Origin of the sequence: Marinobacter sediminicola (assembly GCF_031157525.1) — a bacterium.
Classification (GTDB): domain Bacteria; phylum Pseudomonadota; class Gammaproteobacteria; order Pseudomonadales; family Oleiphilaceae; genus Marinobacter; species Marinobacter sediminicola.
Genome location: NZ_JAVIXR010000002.1, coordinates 454,792 through 469,833, shown reverse-complemented (window position 1 = coordinate 469,833; position 15,042 = coordinate 454,792). Strand labels below are relative to the sequence as shown.

The 15,042-nt window shown below is 54.5% G+C and carries 17 protein-coding genes and 1 other RNA gene; 4 read left to right on the top strand and 14 right to left on the bottom strand.

The window, feature by feature from the left end:
• Window positions 1-17: 17 nt before the first annotated feature.
• From accC to RG807_RS04905, 4 genes are all read right to left on the bottom strand, one after another.
• Complete coding sequence (gene accC / locus RG807_RS04920) at window positions 18-1,364, bottom strand: acetyl-CoA carboxylase biotin carboxylase subunit (RefSeq protein WP_309043878.1); 1,347 nt, start codon at window positions 1,362-1,364, stop codon at window positions 18-20.
• Window positions 1,365-1,382: 18 nt separating this feature from the next.
• Window positions 1,383-1,844 (bottom strand): acetyl-CoA carboxylase biotin carboxyl carrier protein, encoded by a 462-nt coding sequence (gene accB / locus RG807_RS04915; RefSeq protein WP_298449413.1) that lies wholly within the window; start codon window positions 1,842-1,844, stop codon window positions 1,383-1,385.
• A 21-nt stretch (window positions 1,845-1,865) separates the two neighbouring features.
• Window positions 1,866-2,312 carry a type II 3-dehydroquinate dehydratase gene (gene aroQ, locus RG807_RS04910; protein WP_309043877.1) on the bottom strand — a complete coding sequence of 149 codons (447 nt, stop codon included), beginning with the start codon at window positions 2,310-2,312 and terminating at the stop codon, window positions 1,866-1,868.
• Between the two features lie 267 nt (window positions 2,313-2,579).
• Window positions 2,580-4,193 carry a diguanylate cyclase gene (locus tag RG807_RS04905; protein ID WP_309043876.1) on the bottom strand — a complete coding sequence of 538 codons (1,614 nt, stop codon included), beginning with the start codon at window positions 4,191-4,193 and terminating at the stop codon, window positions 2,580-2,582.
• Between the two features lie 223 nt (window positions 4,194-4,416).
• Between RG807_RS04905 and RG807_RS04900 the strand changes: the two genes are divergently transcribed.
• A complete protein-coding gene (locus RG807_RS04900) occupies window positions 4,417-5,469 on the top strand; it encodes a DUF2333 family protein (RefSeq protein ID WP_309043875.1) in 1,053 nt (350 codons plus the stop codon).
• Between the two features lie 65 nt (window positions 5,470-5,534).
• Here the strand turns inward: RG807_RS04900 and ppa are convergent, their stop codons facing one another.
• The 3 genes from ppa to rpiA form a co-directional block, all read right to left on the bottom strand.
• Window positions 5,535-6,062, bottom strand: a complete 528-nt coding sequence (gene ppa, locus RG807_RS04895; protein WP_298449409.1) for an inorganic diphosphatase — start codon at window positions 6,060-6,062, stop codon at window positions 5,535-5,537.
• A 274-nt stretch (window positions 6,063-6,336) separates the two neighbouring features.
• A complete protein-coding gene (locus RG807_RS04890; RefSeq protein WP_309043874.1) occupies window positions 6,337-7,476 on the bottom strand; it encodes an acyl-CoA dehydrogenase family protein in 1,140 nt (379 codons plus the stop codon).
• Window positions 7,477-7,623: 147 nt separating this feature from the next.
• Complete coding sequence (gene rpiA, locus RG807_RS04885) at window positions 7,624-8,304, bottom strand: ribose-5-phosphate isomerase RpiA (RefSeq protein ID WP_309043873.1); 681 nt, start codon at window positions 8,302-8,304, stop codon at window positions 7,624-7,626.
• A gap of 140 nt (window positions 8,305-8,444) precedes the next feature.
• On the opposite strand from rpiA, the gene ilvA reads away from it, so the two are divergent.
• Both ilvA and RG807_RS04875 read left to right on the top strand, forming a co-directional pair.
• A complete protein-coding gene (ilvA, locus tag RG807_RS04880) occupies window positions 8,445-9,980 on the top strand; it encodes a threonine ammonia-lyase, biosynthetic (protein ID WP_309043872.1) in 1,536 nt (511 codons plus the stop codon).
• Between the two features lie 202 nt (window positions 9,981-10,182).
• A complete protein-coding gene (locus RG807_RS04875; protein WP_309043871.1) occupies window positions 10,183-10,356 on the top strand; it encodes a hypothetical protein in 174 nt (57 codons plus the stop codon).
• 19 nt (window positions 10,357-10,375) lie between these two features.
• On the opposite strand, the gene RG807_RS04870 is transcribed toward RG807_RS04875, so the two are convergent.
• The 6 genes from RG807_RS04870 to RG807_RS04845 form a co-directional block, all read right to left on the bottom strand.
• Window positions 10,376-11,017, bottom strand: coding sequence for a 5-formyltetrahydrofolate cyclo-ligase (locus tag RG807_RS04870; protein ID WP_435404654.1), 642 nt, complete (start codon window positions 11,015-11,017; stop codon window positions 10,376-10,378).
• Window position 11,018: 1 nt separating this feature from the next.
• Window positions 11,019-11,198, bottom strand: a non-coding RNA gene (gene ssrS, locus RG807_RS04865) — 6S RNA.
• 61 nt (window positions 11,199-11,259) lie between these two features.
• Window positions 11,260-11,556, bottom strand: coding sequence for a cell division protein ZapA (locus RG807_RS04860; protein ID WP_309043869.1), 297 nt, complete (start codon window positions 11,554-11,556; stop codon window positions 11,260-11,262).
• On the bottom strand, window positions 11,556-11,762 hold the full coding sequence (locus RG807_RS04855; RefSeq protein ID WP_309043868.1) for a TIGR02449 family protein: 207 nt from the start codon (window positions 11,760-11,762) through the stop codon (window positions 11,556-11,558). Before RG807_RS04855 ends, RG807_RS04860 begins: the two co-directional genes overlap by 1 nt.
• Before the next feature lie 124 nt (window positions 11,763-11,886).
• Entirely contained in the window at window positions 11,887-13,161 is a 1,275-nt protein-coding gene (locus tag RG807_RS04850) for an ABC transporter permease (protein WP_309043867.1), read from the bottom strand.
• Window positions 13,158-13,874 (bottom strand): ABC transporter ATP-binding protein, encoded by a 717-nt coding sequence (locus tag RG807_RS04845; RefSeq protein ID WP_309043866.1) that lies wholly within the window; start codon window positions 13,872-13,874, stop codon window positions 13,158-13,160. The genes RG807_RS04850 and RG807_RS04845 overlap by 4 nt, the downstream gene beginning before the upstream one ends.
• 173 nt (window positions 13,875-14,047) lie before the next feature.
• Here RG807_RS04845 and RG807_RS04840 point away from each other — a divergent pair, with 173 nt between their 5' ends.
• Window positions 14,048-14,494, top strand: a complete 447-nt coding sequence (locus tag RG807_RS04840) for a DUF3299 domain-containing protein (RefSeq protein WP_410803583.1) — start codon at window positions 14,048-14,050, stop codon at window positions 14,492-14,494.
• 2 nt (window positions 14,495-14,496) lie between these two features.
• On the opposite strand, the gene RG807_RS04835 is transcribed toward RG807_RS04840, so the two are convergent.
• The gene (locus RG807_RS04835; RefSeq protein ID WP_309043864.1) at window positions 14,497-15,039 is read right to left on the bottom strand and encodes a ZrgA family zinc uptake protein; all 543 of its coding nucleotides are present in this window, start codon (window positions 15,037-15,039) and stop codon (window positions 14,497-14,499) included.
• Between the last annotated feature and the right edge of the window lie 3 nt (window positions 15,040-15,042).

Sequence of the window (15,042 nt, the reverse complement as noted above, 5' to 3'; positions counted from 1 at the left end):
CATTGCGATGCAGGAGGTTAGTCCCGCATCAGTTTTTCAAGGTAATGAATAGTGAAGTCTACCGTTTTAAAGCCGCCATCGCGCACCAGTTTCCGATGCAGAGGCTGATTGGTTTTAATGCCCTCAATCAGCAACTCATCCAGAGCGATTTTCATGCGCCGGCGTGCCACCTGTCTATCGTCACCCCAGGTGATCAGTTTGGCAATCAGGGAGTCGTAAAACGGTGGAACGGTATAGCCACTATACAGGTGAGAATCCACCCGCACACCGTATCCTCCAGGGGCGTGAAAATACTTCACTTTTCCTGGGCTTGGCACGAAGGTATCCGGGTCTTCTGCGTTGATGCGGCATTCCATCGCATGGCCCCGGATCTGGATATCTTCCTGTTTGTACGTGAGGGGTAAGCCGCTGGCAATGCGCAGCTGTTCACGAACAATATCGACACCTGTCACCATTTCTGTGATTGGGTGTTCCACCTGAACCCGGGTATTCATTTCAATGAAGAAGAATTCGCCGTCCTGATACAGAAACTCGAAGGTGCCGGCACCCACGTAACCGATCTCTTTACAGGCATCCACACAGGCTTTCAGGGTGCGTTCGCGAGCTTCCGGATTGATATTGGGCGCAGGTGCCTCTTCAATTACCTTCTGGTTTCGACGCTGCAGGGAGCAGTCTCGGTCGCCCAGGTGAATGCAGTTCCCGTGCATATCGGCGAGAATCTGAACTTCAACGTGGCGCGGCGTTTCAAGGAACTTTTCCAGATAAACCGTGGGGTCGCCAAAGGCATTTTTAGCCTCGGTCTGGGTGATCTGCACAGCCTTGAGCAGCGCTGCTTCAGAATGAACCACCTGCATGCCCCGGCCACCACCGCCTGAAGCCGCCTTGATCATTACCGGGTATCCGATTTTGCGCGCCACTTGCAGGGTGCGCTCGTCGTCTTCGGTCAGCGGGCCGTCTGAGCCCGGCACGGTGGGAACGCCGGCACGAATCATCGCGTTAATTGCAGAAACCTTGTTGCCCATCAGGCGGATAGTTTCTGCACTGGGCCCGATAAAACGGAAACCGCTTTTTTCGACCTGCTCGGCAAAATCAGCGTTTTCAGCAAGAAAGCCGTAACCAGGGTGTATGCCTACGGAGTCTGTGACTTCAGCAGCACTGATAATGGTTGGAATGTTGAGGTAACTTTCCAAAGGGCTGTTGGGGCCGATACAGACAGATTCATCGGCGAGGCGCACGTGCATCAAGTCGCGGTCAACCTGTGAGTGAACCGCTACAGTCTTGATGCCGAGCTCTTTGCAGGCACGCAAAATCCGGAGGGCTATTTCACCCCGGTTTGCGATCAGAACTTTTTCTAACATGGCCATGAGTAGCTATCACCGAGTTCAGGAAATGATTAACAGCGGCTGGTCAAACTCTACGGGCTGACCGTTTTCAACCAGAATTTCAGTAATCGTACCGCTCTTGTCGGCTTCGATCTGGTTCATCATCTTCATGGCTTCTACAATGCAAACAATATCGCCCGCTTTTACCTGCTGGCCGATTTCGGCGAACGAATCGGCAGTGGGCGATGGCGCACGGTAGAAGGTTCCAACCATCGGAGAACGCAGCGCGTGCCCGTTGTGGACCGGTTGCTGCGGGCTATCGTCCTGCACGGGCCCAGGTGTTTCTGGTGCCGGCGCATATTGCGGTGCGGGTGGCGCGTATTGGCTAATGTATTGGGTGCCGGAGGCTTGTTCACGACGTCTGGAGATGCGAACAGAGTCATCTCCCTCATGAATCTCAATCTCTTCGACGTCAGATTCTTCAATCAGTTCGATCAACTTCTTGATTTTGCGAATATCCATGGTCAGTCCAATCCCGTTGTGTCAGGTCTGTCGGTGAATTCGTTGCATGGCGGCCTGAAGGGCGAGTTCATACCCCTGGCTGCCTAATCCGCAGATAACGCCCACGGCGATATCAGAAAAGTACGAATGATGGCGGAAGGCTTCCCGCGCATGCACGTTGGAAAGATGTACTTCAATAAACGGAATGCCTGAAGCTAATAGGGCATCCCGCAGAGCAACACTGGTGTGCGTGAAAGCTGCCGGATTAATAATAATAAAATCTACGCCCTCTGCTCGAGCTTCATGGATTCTATCAATCAATTCGTATTCAGCGTTTGACTGTAGGTGTAACAAGTGATGACCGCGTTCTTCTGCTTGTTCCCTTAATCGCGCATCAATGTCCGCTAATGTCTCGTGGCCATAGACCTCAGGCTCGCGGGTGCCGAGCATGTTCAGGTTGGGGCCATGGAGCACAAGAATTGTAGACATGGTTGCGTCTGCCTTTGTCACTTTAGAAACAGGATCGCCGAATATATCGGCATTTTCCACCCATGGTGTGTGCTTTTATTCTTCAGATCAACACTTATTGACAATGTTGCATGCCAGCTGCTGGCTGCAACCAGAGAAGCCAGAAGCGCCAGCAAGATCTTTTTGCTGATACTAATCATTGTCGTTAACAGGGAGAGGGACTTCTATACGACGATGGTTTCATACGGGCAGCTCTGCGGGAGCTGCCCGGTCAGTTGGCTGGGGGGATCAGCTGTCTGCCAGAGTGACGCAATTGCGCCCGTGATCCTTGGAGGCATAGAGTGCGCGGTCGGCGCGTTCGCACAGGGTATGGGAGGGTTCATTATCCCAGGAAGCCACGCCGCAACTGAAGGTTACATTAAACTCCCGGTCACCGGCAGGCTGCTGGAGTTCGCCGAAACGCTCCCGAATTTCATTCAGAACATTGCGGGCATCGCTTGGCCGTGTATTGGGAAGAATGATTGCGAACTCTTCGCCACCGAAACGGCCAATGTGATCGGTTTTGCGTAGGCGCTGCTTGAGAAACATAGAAAGACTGCGAATAACACGATCGCCGATCGGGTGCCCGTAGGTGTCGTTCACCTTCTTGAAGTAGTCAATATCGATCATCGCAAAGCACAGTGGCTGGTTTTTCTGCCGTGCACGCACGATTTCCTGGTCCAGCAAGTATAGCGTATGAGTATGGTTGTAGAGCCCGGTGAGGCTGTCGCGGATCATCAGTGCCAGGAGTGAGCGTGCGCGCCGGCCACGGTTATGGAGTGTGGCAATCAGGTGCTTGGGGTCTACAGGCTTGGTCAGGAAGTCGTCGCCGCCCAGGCTCATGGCGTGCAATTGTTTGGTGACATCCTCCTCACCTGAAAGATAGATAATCGGCACGCTGTGAAACCGGTCCTGCTGCCGAATTACTCGCGCAATCTCCATGCCTGTGCAACCCGGCATGTACATGTCGAGGATGATGATCTCTGGTGAGAAGGTGTCCAGCGCGTGAATGATTTCCATGGGGTCGGTGATGATGTGGGCAGTCATACCCGCTTTCTTGAGAACCGTTTCCATGAACTTGGCCTGCGCTCTGGAATCGTCCAGTACAAGCACCCGGTATGGCTCCACAGTATTGCCGTGGGTGTAGGTTTCAATTTTTTCGATGAGCTGGCCGGGATCAACCGCAGGGTAAAAAAATTCTTCGCCGCCGCAGCGGGAAGCGCGGAGGCGGGTTTCAATAGTGCCGTCTTCGTCGCTCATGAAAATAATTGGAACGGGCGTGTCGTGCCTTTCTTGCAGCCGCTCAATGGTGGCTATGCCGGTGTTTGGGCCGCCGCCAAAGTTCACATCCATAAGGATTGTTTCGGGCTTATGCAGGGCGCAGGCCTCCGACAGTTCCTGTGCGGAATCAAATGCGGCAGCACGGAAGCCGAAAAATTCAAGCTGGCGGATTAGCCGGTTCGCCATCTCGGAGTTGGTGAGTGCGATATACACCGGGGTGCGCCGGAACTGGTGGGGTGTTTCTGTGTCGCTCTGGTCGGTTCGTCTCTGGGTGCTTCGTGCAAGTGCGTCGATGGCATCCTGAAGCTGCAGTTCGGTAGCGTCGTTTGGAGCGGCGTCGGCTGACCAGTTGTTTACAGCAGTGAGGATCTTGTTGCCCGCCTCGGCATGGTCTGCCATCTCGAATCTTTGTGCGTACCGCACCAGCTTTTCGGAAGCGCCGAGGAGTTCCTCCCGGAGCGCGGGAAACGACCCGCTGTTGGAATTAATTTTCTGCCAAGTGTCCAGTACAACCCGTGCCTGAGTTGTCACGCGGCGTGCAAAATGCTGCCTGAGTTTTTCTTTCTGGCTTGCGTCGCTCATTATTCTCCGGGCTGCCTCTTTTCATTATGGGCCGTCCTTAGGGGCGAGGACGTTTTTCCCAACTTTAGTCTGTTTCTGGAGTCTATAGTGTTTAGAGTTGTCGGCGTAGGTTGCACCGTGTAATTGTTTGTGAATTCTGAGGTGTGTATATAGAAAGCGCCATGGGTTAGGATCCATACAGACGGTAAAGCAGTCAATTAACAGATAAGGGGCTTAACGTAATATGCCAGGCAAAATCAGACAGTATTTCAGAGACAAGAAAGAAGACGCCCAGGATTATGCCGGCAACAACGGCGTGATAGGCAAGTTTGTAGCTGTTGTCTTGCTGGTGTATTTGCTGGTGACGATTGTGCTGGGGATCTATTGGAGCAGTGAACCCGAGGCCTTTTCAGTGCGCGAGCACACGCGGGCCGTTGCCAATGAGATGCAACGGGAGCCAATCACCGGTTTTGCCACAACGGTAACCATGATCCGCATAGCCGAAACGCTTTTGGATAAGCCCGGAGGCTATCTGTCCAACGATATTTTCCCTCCCGGGCTTTGGCTGGATAACCAGCCAAACTGGGAATACGGCGTACTGGTGCAGCTTCGTGACCTTTCAAGGGCCATGCGTAAGGATATAAGCCGCTCCCAGAGCCAATCTGCGGAAGATCCCGATTTGATCATAGCGGAGCCGCAGTTTCACTTTGATAGCGGAAGCTGGGCTATTCCGTCCACCGAGGCAGAGTATCGTCGTGGTATTGCAGCGCTGAAGCGTTACCTTAATCGTCTGTCCAGCCCCGAGCAGGCAAACGCCCAGTTCTTTGCCAGAGCTGATAACCTGAGCAACTGGCTTGGTGATCTGGAAACCCGCCTGGGCAGCCTTTCGCGTACCCTTGGCGAGAGCGTTGGTAAGGCATCGGTTTCGGAAGCTGTGGCCAATGTGGATGCCGACAATCCGCTAAATGAAGAAACCGGTGGCGGTGATATTAAAACCGACTGGACCAAGATTGACGATGTGTTTTACGAGGCCCGGGGCAGTTCGTGGGCCTTGCTGCATATCTTCCGCGCTATTGAAGTGGATTTCCGTAAGGTGCTACAGGACAAGAATGCTATTTCCAGCGTGAAGCAGGTAATCATTGAACTGGAAGGTGCTCAGGGTAAAATGTGGAGCCCGGTTATCCTTAATGGTAGCGGGTTTGGCGTTCTGGCTAACCACTCGCTGACGATGGCGGCCTATCTCTCGCGGGCCAATGCGGCCATTAGCGACATGCGGGATCTTCTGTCCCGGGGTTGAGGGCTTCATTCAGACATAAAAAAAAACCGGGCATGGCCCGGTTTTTTTATGTTCAATCAGGCAGATTAGTTGGAATAAGCCTTGATCGAATCAACAATGGCTTGCTTGGCTTCGGCAGCGCTGCCCCAGCCTTGTACTTTGACCCACTTGCCTTTCTCGAGAGTCTTGTAGTTTTCGAAAAAGTGCTTGATCTGCGCACGCAGCAATTCCGGCAGGTCTTCGAGCTCTTTTACGTGGTCGTATACAGAGGTCAGTTTGCTGTGGGGGACAGCAAGCAGCTTAACGTCACCGCCAGCTTCGTCTTCCATATTCAGCACGCCCACAGGCCGGCAGCGGATAATAGAGCCTGGCTCCACCGGGTGCGGGGTAACAACGAGCACGTCGATCGGGTCGCCATCGTCAGCCAACGTGTGCGGAATAAACCCGTAGTTTGCGGGGTAGAACATGGGGGTGGCCATGAAGCGGTCTACCAGCAGGGCGCCCATGTCTTTGTCCAGTTCATACTTGACCGGGGAGCTGAAGGCCGGAATTTCAATGGCAACGTAAATGTCTTCCGGCGGGTTTTTGCCAGCGGGGATGTTGTCGAATTGCATGAGACGTCCTTCCTGATCTGTGGGATTCGTTAACTGCGCTTAAAAAGTGAGCGCGATTATACGGGACTCTGCTGCTATTCGAAACTAAACCTTGGTGGGTGAGATCCATCGCCTTGATTGCAGGTTGCCCTGTGGCGGTGCTGTCTGAAAACGTGGAGCGCCAGGGATGGCGCGACCGAGCCCTACAGGGATGTATTTACGGGCGTTTTTCAGACAGCACCGCCAGAGGGCAACCGGACTCCGAAGTAGGCGGTACTGAAGGCATGCAGAAAACTTATAGTTTGATCTGCTTCGCAATCAGTTCCTTCATGATTTCCGTAGTACCCCCGCCAATCGACAGGATTTTCGTATCTCGATAAAGCCGGTCCACCACGGATTCCCGCATGAAGCCCATGCCGCCAAAAAGCTGCACCGCTTCCCGCGTGACTTTTTCGCAGATGTCCACTGAGAAGTTTTTCGCCATGGCCACTTGTTTGATGGGGTTTTTGCCAGCCTGCATCAATGCTGCACAGCGGTAGGTGTATTCACGAGCCACGTCGATTTGGGTAGCCATGTCGACCAGCTTGTGGCGAGTCACCTGGAAACCGGAAACCGGTCGGCCAAATGCCTGGCGCTGTTTTACGTACTCTATGGCAGCTTCGTACGCGAGTTGTGCGGTCATGTAAGCCATGATGGACAGGCTGAGGCGCTCCGCCAGGAAGTTGCTCATGATAGCGATAAAGCCGGCGTTCTCTGCGCCGATCAGGCGGTCTGCAGGTACCCGGCAGTCTTCAAAGAACAGCTCGGCTGTATCGCTGGCCCACCAGCCCATCTTTTTGAGTTTGTTGCCATTGGAGAAACCGGGCATGTCGCGGTCGATGAGTAGCAAGCTGATGCCAGCATGGCCTTCGCCCCCGGTTCTTACGGCTACGGTGAAGTGGTCGGCCCGTGTGCCGCTGGTAATGAAGGTTTTGCTGCCGTTCACGATGTAGTGATCGCCGTCTTTTACGGCGCGGGTTTTCAGGTTGGCTACGTCGGAACCGCCGCCCGGCTCAGTGATCGCCAGCGCAGAAATTTTATCACCACTCAGAACCGAGGGCACAATCTGCTCCCGAATCTCTTTCTTGGCCCACTTGGCAACGGGTGGCAAGCCAATGTCGAGAGAGCCAATGCTGGCAACAAAACCGCCGGATGTGGAACGCATCAGTTCTTCAGACACCGCTACTTTCAGGAAAATGTCGCCTTCACTCACTCCGCCCAAAGCCTCAGGGAAACCAATGCCCAGCAGGCCGGCGTCCCCGGCTTTTTTGTAGATTTCCCGGGGAAACTCACCGTCTTCTTCCCATTCGTCGATGTATGGGCGCACGTGGGTTTCAATGAATTTGCGGGCGGTCAAGCGGGCCTGTTCATGGGTATCGTTGAAGTAATCAGACACTGAAAGCACCTCTACATTGGCTATATAAATTGTTGATGCCGTCAGTGTTACTGATTTCCATGCCCCAAGCAAGCGCTTGGTTTGGTGTGCGCCACAATAAAAACCGGCAGAAGGTGCCGGCAGTTATTGTGGGTTGGTGCTTGGGTTTCATGTACCTGCGCGGGCGATGCTTTGCACTCCGGAGTCGGTGCCCAGAAGTAATAAGTCTGCAGGGCGCCGGGCAAACAGGCCGTTGGTCACAACGCCGACAATGTTATTCAACCGCTCTTCCACCTGAATGGGGCGAGACAGATCCATGTTGTAGATATCGAGAATGATATTGCCATTGTCGGTTGTAAAACCGTCGCGATAGACCGGGTCGCCCCCCAGCTTGACGATTTCCCGGCCGACCAGACTGCGTGCCATTGGCAGTACTTCTACCGGGAGGGGAAAGTCTCCCAGAATGTCGACTTTTTTCGAGCCGTCGGCGATGCAAATGAAGGTTTTGGCCACCTCGGCCACAATTTTTTCACGGGTCAACGCGCCGCCGCCGCCTTTAATCAGCTCAAGCTGTCCATTGGTTTCGTCTGCGCCATCTACATAAAACTCCAGCTCACCGGCGCTGTTCAGGTCGTATACAGGAATGCCGTGTCTTTTCAGGCGCTCTGCCGTTGCTTCCGAGCTCGCTACAGCACCGTCAAAATCGTTTTTCAGATCTGCGAGCATGTCGATAAAGAAGTTGGCGGTGCTTCCTGTGCCTACGCCAATAATACTGTCACGCTCCAGGCGCGGCGCGATGTAATCCACAGCCGCTTTGGCAACGGCTTTCTTGAGTTCGTCCTGGGTCATTAGGCGCTCCGGGTGCAAATCGTGTGAGTTCGGGGCCATTATAGCGCTTAAGAGGCGCCTGCTTATAGACGACCGTGGTGCAAACTTCCTACACTGTGGGTTTTCCTCGACCATTCATCCCATCAGCAACCGGAACCAACATGCCGCAACGCTACATCAAGAAGATTCTCGATGCGCGCGTCTATGACGTGGCCATCGAAACACCCCTAACTGAAGCCCGCAGCCTGTCCAAGCGCTTTGGCAACAACATTATGCTCAAGCGGGAAGACCTTCAGCCGGTGTTTTCTTTCAAGATTCGCGGCGCGTATAACCGGCTTGTTCAGTTGTCGGAAGAGCAGAAGTCCAAAGGGGTTATCTGTGCTTCCGCGGGCAATCATGCGCAGGGTGTAGCGCTTGCTGCCAAAGAGCTGGGTATCAAGGCTGTTATCGTGATGCCTCAGACCACGCCGGAGATCAAAGTGCGTTCTGTCCGGGATCATGGAGCGCGGGTAGTGCTCAGGGGTGATGCCTTTGATGAAGCCGCTACCCATGCCCAGGAGCTGGTCGCAAAGCATGGTTATACCTACATTCCGCCCTATGACGACCCCGATGTGATTGCCGGGCAGGGCACGGTCGCCATGGAGATGCTTTGGCAGTTCAGCAAGCCTATCCACGCGGTATTTATCTGTGTGGGCGGTGGTGGCCTGATTGCCGGCATGGCTGCTTACATCAAATACCTGCGCCCTGAAATCAAGGTGATCGGTGTGGAGCCGGAAGACTCCAATTGCCTGCAAGCGGCCATGAAGGCCGGCAAGCGCGTGGTTCTGGACGAGGTGGGCATCTTTGCTGACGGTGTGGCAGTAAAGCAGATTGGCAAGTATCCATGGGAAATCTGCAAGGATCACGTGGATGAGGTCATTACCGTCTCTACCGATGAGATCTGCGCTGCTATCAAGGACATTTTTGAAGATACCCGCTCGATCGCCGAACCCGCGGGTGCGTTGGGCGTTGCCGGTATCAAGAAGTACATCGAGCGGGAAAAGATCGAGAATGAAAACCTGGTTGCCACCTTGAGCGGCGCCAACATGAACTTCGATCGCCTGCGGTACGTTTCAGAGCGCACGGAAATCGGTGAGAAGCGCGAGGCCATCCTTGCGGTGACCATTCCAGAGAAGCCGGGGGCTTTCAAAACATTCATTAACGCCTTGCACAAGCGCAGCATTACTGAGTTTAACTATCGCTACGCTGATGCAGGCAAGGCAACGATTTTTGTGGGTGTTCAGGTTCAGGCCGGCGGCCTGGGCAGAGACGAGTTGGTGCAGGATCTTCGCGAAAACGGCTATTCCGTTCTCGACCTCACAGACAGTGACATGGCCAAGCAGCATATTCGCCATATGGTGGGTGGCCACGCGCCCACCATCACCAATGAGAAGGTGTTCCAGTTCGAATTCCCGGAGCGCCCGGGGGCGCTTTTGAAACTCCTGATGTCGCTGGGAACGCGCTGGAATATTTCGATGTTCCACTACCGCAACCACGGCGCCGCATATAGCCGTGTGCTGTTGGGTGCGCAAGTAGAGGATGATGAGGTAAAAGACTTTGAAGCCATGCTGGGCAAAGTAGGTTTCCGTTATGAAAACATGACGGACAACGAGGCTTACCAGTTGTTTTTGGGTGCCGGTAACGGAAAGGCATCCTGATTCTATTGATTAGCTGGTCCGGGCGATAGCTCCCGGGCTGGCTCCTCTTTATCCGCACGCCCCTGTTTTTCTTACTGAACTTTAACCTGTCAAAAATTGTAAAATTCAGAATGCGTGTTAGTCTTTCGAGCAATTCTTGGAAACAAGAATAGAGGGCTGATTTCTCGCAGATTTAACATTATTTGGAACAGGAATAAGTGTCATGGGTGGCAAGCCTGATATTATCCGGGCCATTGTGCTGATCTTTGCTGTCGGCCTTGTAATTACAGGGTTTACGTCGCTACAGGCATCGGAAGGCAGGCCCGCGACTGCAACGAAAAATTCTGTTGAGCCAGTTTCCGCGTATTCGGCCACTACCCGGTCAGAGTTCCGCTGACCCCTTAACGCACTCCGCATTACTTTACCCGATACACCTGCGAGTCCGTCACCACGCTATGCAGTGGTACGTCCCAGGGCTCAATGGGTAGCTTGTCTACCTTCTGGAAGTTGTGAGCCAGGCCTATGAGCTTCGGTGCCAGCCGCGGGCGCAGGCGGGTGAACGCGAACGTGCGATCGTAAAATCCGCCTCCCATTCCCAGTCGTCCGCCGTTTGCATCAAATCCCACCAATGGAAACATCACCGCGTCTAGCGCCCATGCTGGTCGTCTGAGCCCTTTGCTGAAAGCTGGTTCGGGGATGCCAAAGCGATTGGCCGTCAGTTCGATGCCATCGTAGTAGGGGCTGAAAACCAGCCTGCCAGGATGGATCGGGTGCAGTACCGGCAGGTAAAAGTGAACTTCTTTGCTACGGGCCCTAGCCATGGCCATGTAAGGATGTGGATCAATCTCGCCATCGTTGGGCAGATAGATGGCAATGTGCTTGGCTCTGTATAGGTCCGGATTTTTCAGCAGATTCAGAGCAAGAGAAGCCGAGGCCTGTTCCTGGTCCCGTGCTGACAGTGCACACCTGAGTTGGCGCAAATGCTTTCGTAATGCGTTGCGGGACGAGGGGGGTAAATCGAATTCGGAGGGGTGTGAGTCGGTAGTCTGGCTCAAAATAAAGCTTCCCGAGCTGCCGTTATCGAACGTGGCCCTTGAACCCAAAGTTCAAGGTCGGCGGCCGCTGTGACATATTAGGCTTTCCCCCTGCGGGGACATGCTCACAATGCCCTAGAGTAGCCACCTGGGTAAAGCGCATCGGCTCGAGGACGAGTTCGACCAGCGAACAGCCCAGGAAGTGAATCCATTATAGGGCCAGATCCGGGTGCGATTGCAACACCTATCGGGGAAACAACCATAAATCAGTGGTTTGAAGGCTCGCCGAGGGCGTTTTCCAGCTTGCTGTCCATGGCTTTCAGGAGCGTGCTGGTGGCTTCTGACATGGTGTCCCGTTCTAGCAAATCGTGGGTCATGTTCAGTGCGGCCATCACGGCGATGCGCTCGGTGCCGAATACCTTGCCGCCGGTACGAATTTCCCGCATCTTGCTGTCGAGGTGTCTGGCTGCCCGAATCAGTGCCTCCTGTGCTTCAGGAGGGCAGGCGACCAGATATTCCTTGTCGAGAATTTTCACCTCAACGGTAGTAGGTTGCTTGGACATCAATGGTGCTCCAGTGCCCGAAGGCGACCGATCATGGCTTCGATCTTGTTTTTGGCAAGATCATTTTTTTGCATAAGCTGGGCCCGTTCCCGGTTCCAGTCATCCTGCAACTGCCTCAGAGCAGCGTTATTCTGCTCCAGTTTTTGGCAGTGTTCGATCAGCTTGTCCAGCTTGTCCGCTAATGCTTGTACTTCGGACTGTTCCATGACGTGCCCAGCATAGGTTGAAGTTATTGCGACTAACTATAAGTGCGTGTGGCATAGCGGTCAATTTACACGCGTGTCATAAGTTGAAGCCTTCCGTTCTTTGACGCTTCTGCGCACGATTTTGTCACGTCTCACCGGGGCTTCCAAAGCCCTGAGAACGGCTTTGCCGCCAAGCGCTGAAGGCCGGAATAAGCGCTACTAACAGCGCGGCCAGCGGCACGGATATCAGTAGAGACCATTCTTCGAAGGTTAATGGGCGTAATTGAAGCTGAATTCCATAATTTGTCAGCAGCCAGGGGCCAAACATTGAAATCGCCAAAGCACCCAATGCCAGCGAAATTACACAGGCTCCAAGGGCAAGTGCCAGGCACTCGATAAGGTAGAGGCTTGCAATCAGGCCGGGAGAGGCACCTGTAGCACGCAAAATTGCGATTTCGTGGGCGCGTTGGGTTTGCAGTGTGAGCAGTACCGCAATCAGACCGATCAGGCTCGTCACCACTACGAATCCGGTGATGCCAAGCAGTGCCTGCTCAAACTGGCTCATCAGTCGCCACAGTTCACTCAAGGCCACGCCGGGCAACATGGCCGAGAGTGGTTCGCCCGCGTACTGGTTCAGATCACGCTGCACGCGAAACGTGAGGATCTTGCGATCCAGACCGGCAAAAACAGCGGTAATAGTTTTGGGTGTTAAGTCCCGGTTTTGTGCCTTCTCCGGGGTGAGCGTGCGACCGGGAATGGCGATACCCGATTCCCAGCCAACGTGTATAGCCTCCATGCCTTGCAGGCTGATATAGACCGCCTGATCAACCGGTGTGCCCGTGGCCTCAAGAATGCCGGTCACGGTGAAGGGGGTGTCTTTGTGATTCGAGAAGCTTGTGCGCCCGCCGCCATGGGACAGTATGATTTTATCTCCGAGGCCATGGGTCAGGGTTCTGGCAACGCCGGCACCCAGTACCACATCGAAAATTCCGTCAAACCAATGGCCGGCAGCAAGGTTCAGAGGCTGGCCCCTGCCAAACCGGAAATGCTCGGCAAAACCTTTGTCTGTGCCGACAACCCGAAAGCCCTTGTAGCTGTCGCCCAGAGAAATGGGAATCAACCAATCAATGCGCGCGTCCTGTTTAAGATCCTGAAATGTGGACCAGCGGATGTTGTTGGTGGCATCGCCGATATGGAACACCGTGTACATCAGCAGGTTAAGCTGGCCACTGCGGGCGCCGATAATCAGATCGGTATCGCTGATGGTGCTGGTAAAGGACTGCTTCACTTCCGTGCGCAGATACTGGATTCCGAGCAGAAGGGTGACGCTCAAGGTGAGGGTGAGGCACACCAGGGCCAGCACTTTGCGCCGGTGCCACAGGCTGGCACTTGCCAGTGATAATGCGAGACGAGCCTTCATGCGGTTACCTGCCCGAGTTCTAGCTGGTGATGAAAGTGCTGGGCCAGCGAGCGATCATGGCTGACGAACAGCACGGACGTGTTGCGTTGTTCAGCCATGGTTAGCAATAGCTGAATAAAGCGGTCGCGATTATCACTGTCCAACGCGGATGTGGGCTCATCCGCCAGAATAATCTCCGGCGCACCGATCAGCGCCCGTGCAGCGGCAATGCGCTGCTGCTGACCAATGCTGAGCTGAGTAACCTTGCGTTGCCAGTGGCTCTGTGGAATGGCCAGAGCCGCCAGTAACCTCTGAGCGGCGGCAGCTGGCGCCTCGCCGGTGGCAGCCTTGCGCCGATGTGACAGCCTGCAGGGCAGGGTCACATTGGCCTCGGCTGTGAGGTAGGGCACCAGGTTGAACTGCTGGAATATAACGCCCATGTGGTCTGCCCGGAAGCGGTCACGCTTGCCCGCACCCAGTTGGTGGATGTCAGTGCCCAGCAGTTTGATGGCGCCCGCAGCTGGTGCGAGCATGCCGGCAAGAAGGCTCAGAAACGTACTTTTCCCCGTGCCGCTCGGGCCATGAAGAAAGAGGTGTTCGCCCTGAGGTAGTGTGAGATCAGGGAACAGCAGTGTCGGCTGTTGGTTACCCCAGCAAAAGCTAAGATTTTTGACGTCGATCGCCGCTGGCGCATGTTCAGGAGAGTGCGCGCTGGATTCTGACTGGCTGTTCATGTTGATCGCTATCTGCCCCGTGTATTATGTCTGGCTACTATTCATGTGCACTGAAATCGTGTGCACTATAATGGCTGTTGGTTTTCCGGAGAGCTTTGTTAATGATCTCTACTTCACGTTCCTCTGCCTGGGCTCCGGTTTCGGCGGTGTTGATTCTCTTGCTGAGCTTTCCCATGCCAGCATACTCAGAGCTCCGGGAAATCGACTGGCTGGAGCTCATGCCAGCAGAAGATCTGGCCCTGCTGGAAAATATGCCCGAACTGGAGCATGAGGGCGACGGCCCCGCCTTGCTGCCAGACGAAATCATGACCGGCAGGGTTGTCCCCGAGATGGCCAGTGTTAAAGGCCGTATACCGGGTTTTGTGGTGCCCCTAAAAACCACCAACGATATGCGCATTCTGGAGTTCTTTCTGGTGCCCTATTACGGTGCCTGCATCCACGTGCCGCCTCCGCCGCCCAATCAGATCATCCACATTAAATACAAACAGGGGTTCAAGCTCGAGGCTCTCTACGATCCTGTCTGGATTGAAGGCACGCTGGTTATCGACCGAACAGAAACAGGTGTTGGTACGTCATCCTATTCAATGGTGGCGGAGGCGGTTGAGCCCTATGAGGAGTAGGGTCAGCGCCCGACCCTGAAAGAACTCTCACCTTGCCCTAAGCGAGCTGCACCCTGGCCATCCGGGCCGGCCCAGGCAATATCAAGATGCTCCAGAGCCGGGAAGTGGGCGATGAGTGGTGTGGTCAGAGAAGTTGAATTATCCAGCCCGGTGCAGTTCAGAATCTGGGTGACAGTGATATCAGCGTGCTGGCTCTCGTCCCCGTGGCTGTGCCCCCCATGATCGTGACCGCCTGCAACCTCATGCTGAACCGTGGTGGCCTGTATCTGGCAGGTTGACTCCGGAGTATTAACTAGCGGATTTTCGCCTAACCAATGAGTGACACGCTCTTCAGTCTGGTGCTGCTCAGGTGTGCGAGGGTGGTGCTCGAACCCCAGCATGTTGCCAGCCGGGGATGTGAGTAGTATTTCAACCTGGTTATCCGCGAATGCGAGTTGCATTTGCGCATGGCCGTGTTGGTGTGAGCCTGGGTTGTCTGCGGCCATCAATGGCGCGCTGGACAGTATCAAGGTGAAGGAAAGTGCGTGGTATTTTTTTGAGAACATGCC

What these genes read in the sequence shown, in the direction of transcription:
- accC (WP_309043878.1), bottom strand. Translation starts at nt 1,364, where the DNA reads ATGGCCATGTTAGAAAAAGTTCTGATCGCAAACCGGGGTGAAATAGCC.
- accB (WP_298449413.1), bottom strand. Translation starts at nt 1,844, where the DNA reads ATGGATATTCGCAAAATCAAGAAGTTGATCGAACTGATTGAAGAATCT.
- aroQ (WP_309043877.1), bottom strand. Translation starts at nt 2,312, where the DNA reads ATGTCTACAATTCTTGTGCTCCATGGCCCCAACCTGAACATGCTCGGC.
- RG807_RS04905 (WP_309043876.1), bottom strand. Translation starts at nt 4,193, where the DNA reads ATGAGCGACGCAAGCCAGAAAGAAAAACTCAGGCAGCATTTTGCACGC.
- RG807_RS04900 (WP_309043875.1), top strand. Translation starts at nt 4,417, where the DNA reads ATGCCAGGCAAAATCAGACAGTATTTCAGAGACAAGAAAGAAGACGCC.
- ppa (WP_298449409.1), bottom strand. Translation starts at nt 6,062, where the DNA reads ATGCAATTCGACAACATCCCCGCTGGCAAAAACCCGCCGGAAGACATT.
- rpiA (WP_309043873.1), bottom strand. Translation starts at nt 8,304, where the DNA reads ATGACCCAGGACGAACTCAAGAAAGCCGTTGCCAAAGCGGCTGTGGAT.
- ilvA (WP_309043872.1), top strand. Translation starts at nt 8,445, where the DNA reads ATGCCGCAACGCTACATCAAGAAGATTCTCGATGCGCGCGTCTATGAC.
- RG807_RS04875 (WP_309043871.1), top strand. Translation starts at nt 10,183, where the DNA reads ATGGGTGGCAAGCCTGATATTATCCGGGCCATTGTGCTGATCTTTGCT.
- RG807_RS04860 (WP_309043869.1), bottom strand. Translation starts at nt 11,556, where the DNA reads ATGTCCAAGCAACCTACTACCGTTGAGGTGAAAATTCTCGACAAGGAA.
- RG807_RS04855 (WP_309043868.1), bottom strand. Translation starts at nt 11,762, where the DNA reads ATGGAACAGTCCGAAGTACAAGCATTAGCGGACAAGCTGGACAAGCTG.
- RG807_RS04850 (WP_309043867.1), bottom strand. Translation starts at nt 13,161, where the DNA reads ATGAAGGCTCGTCTCGCATTATCACTGGCAAGTGCCAGCCTGTGGCAC.
- RG807_RS04845 (WP_309043866.1), bottom strand. Translation starts at nt 13,874, where the DNA reads ATGAACAGCCAGTCAGAATCCAGCGCGCACTCTCCTGAACATGCGCCA.
- RG807_RS04840 (WP_410803583.1), top strand. Translation starts at nt 14,048, where the DNA reads ATGCCAGCATACTCAGAGCTCCGGGAAATCGACTGGCTGGAGCTCATG.
- RG807_RS04835 (WP_309043864.1), bottom strand. Translation starts at nt 15,039, where the DNA reads ATGTTCTCAAAAAAATACCACGCACTTTCCTTCACCTTGATACTGTCC.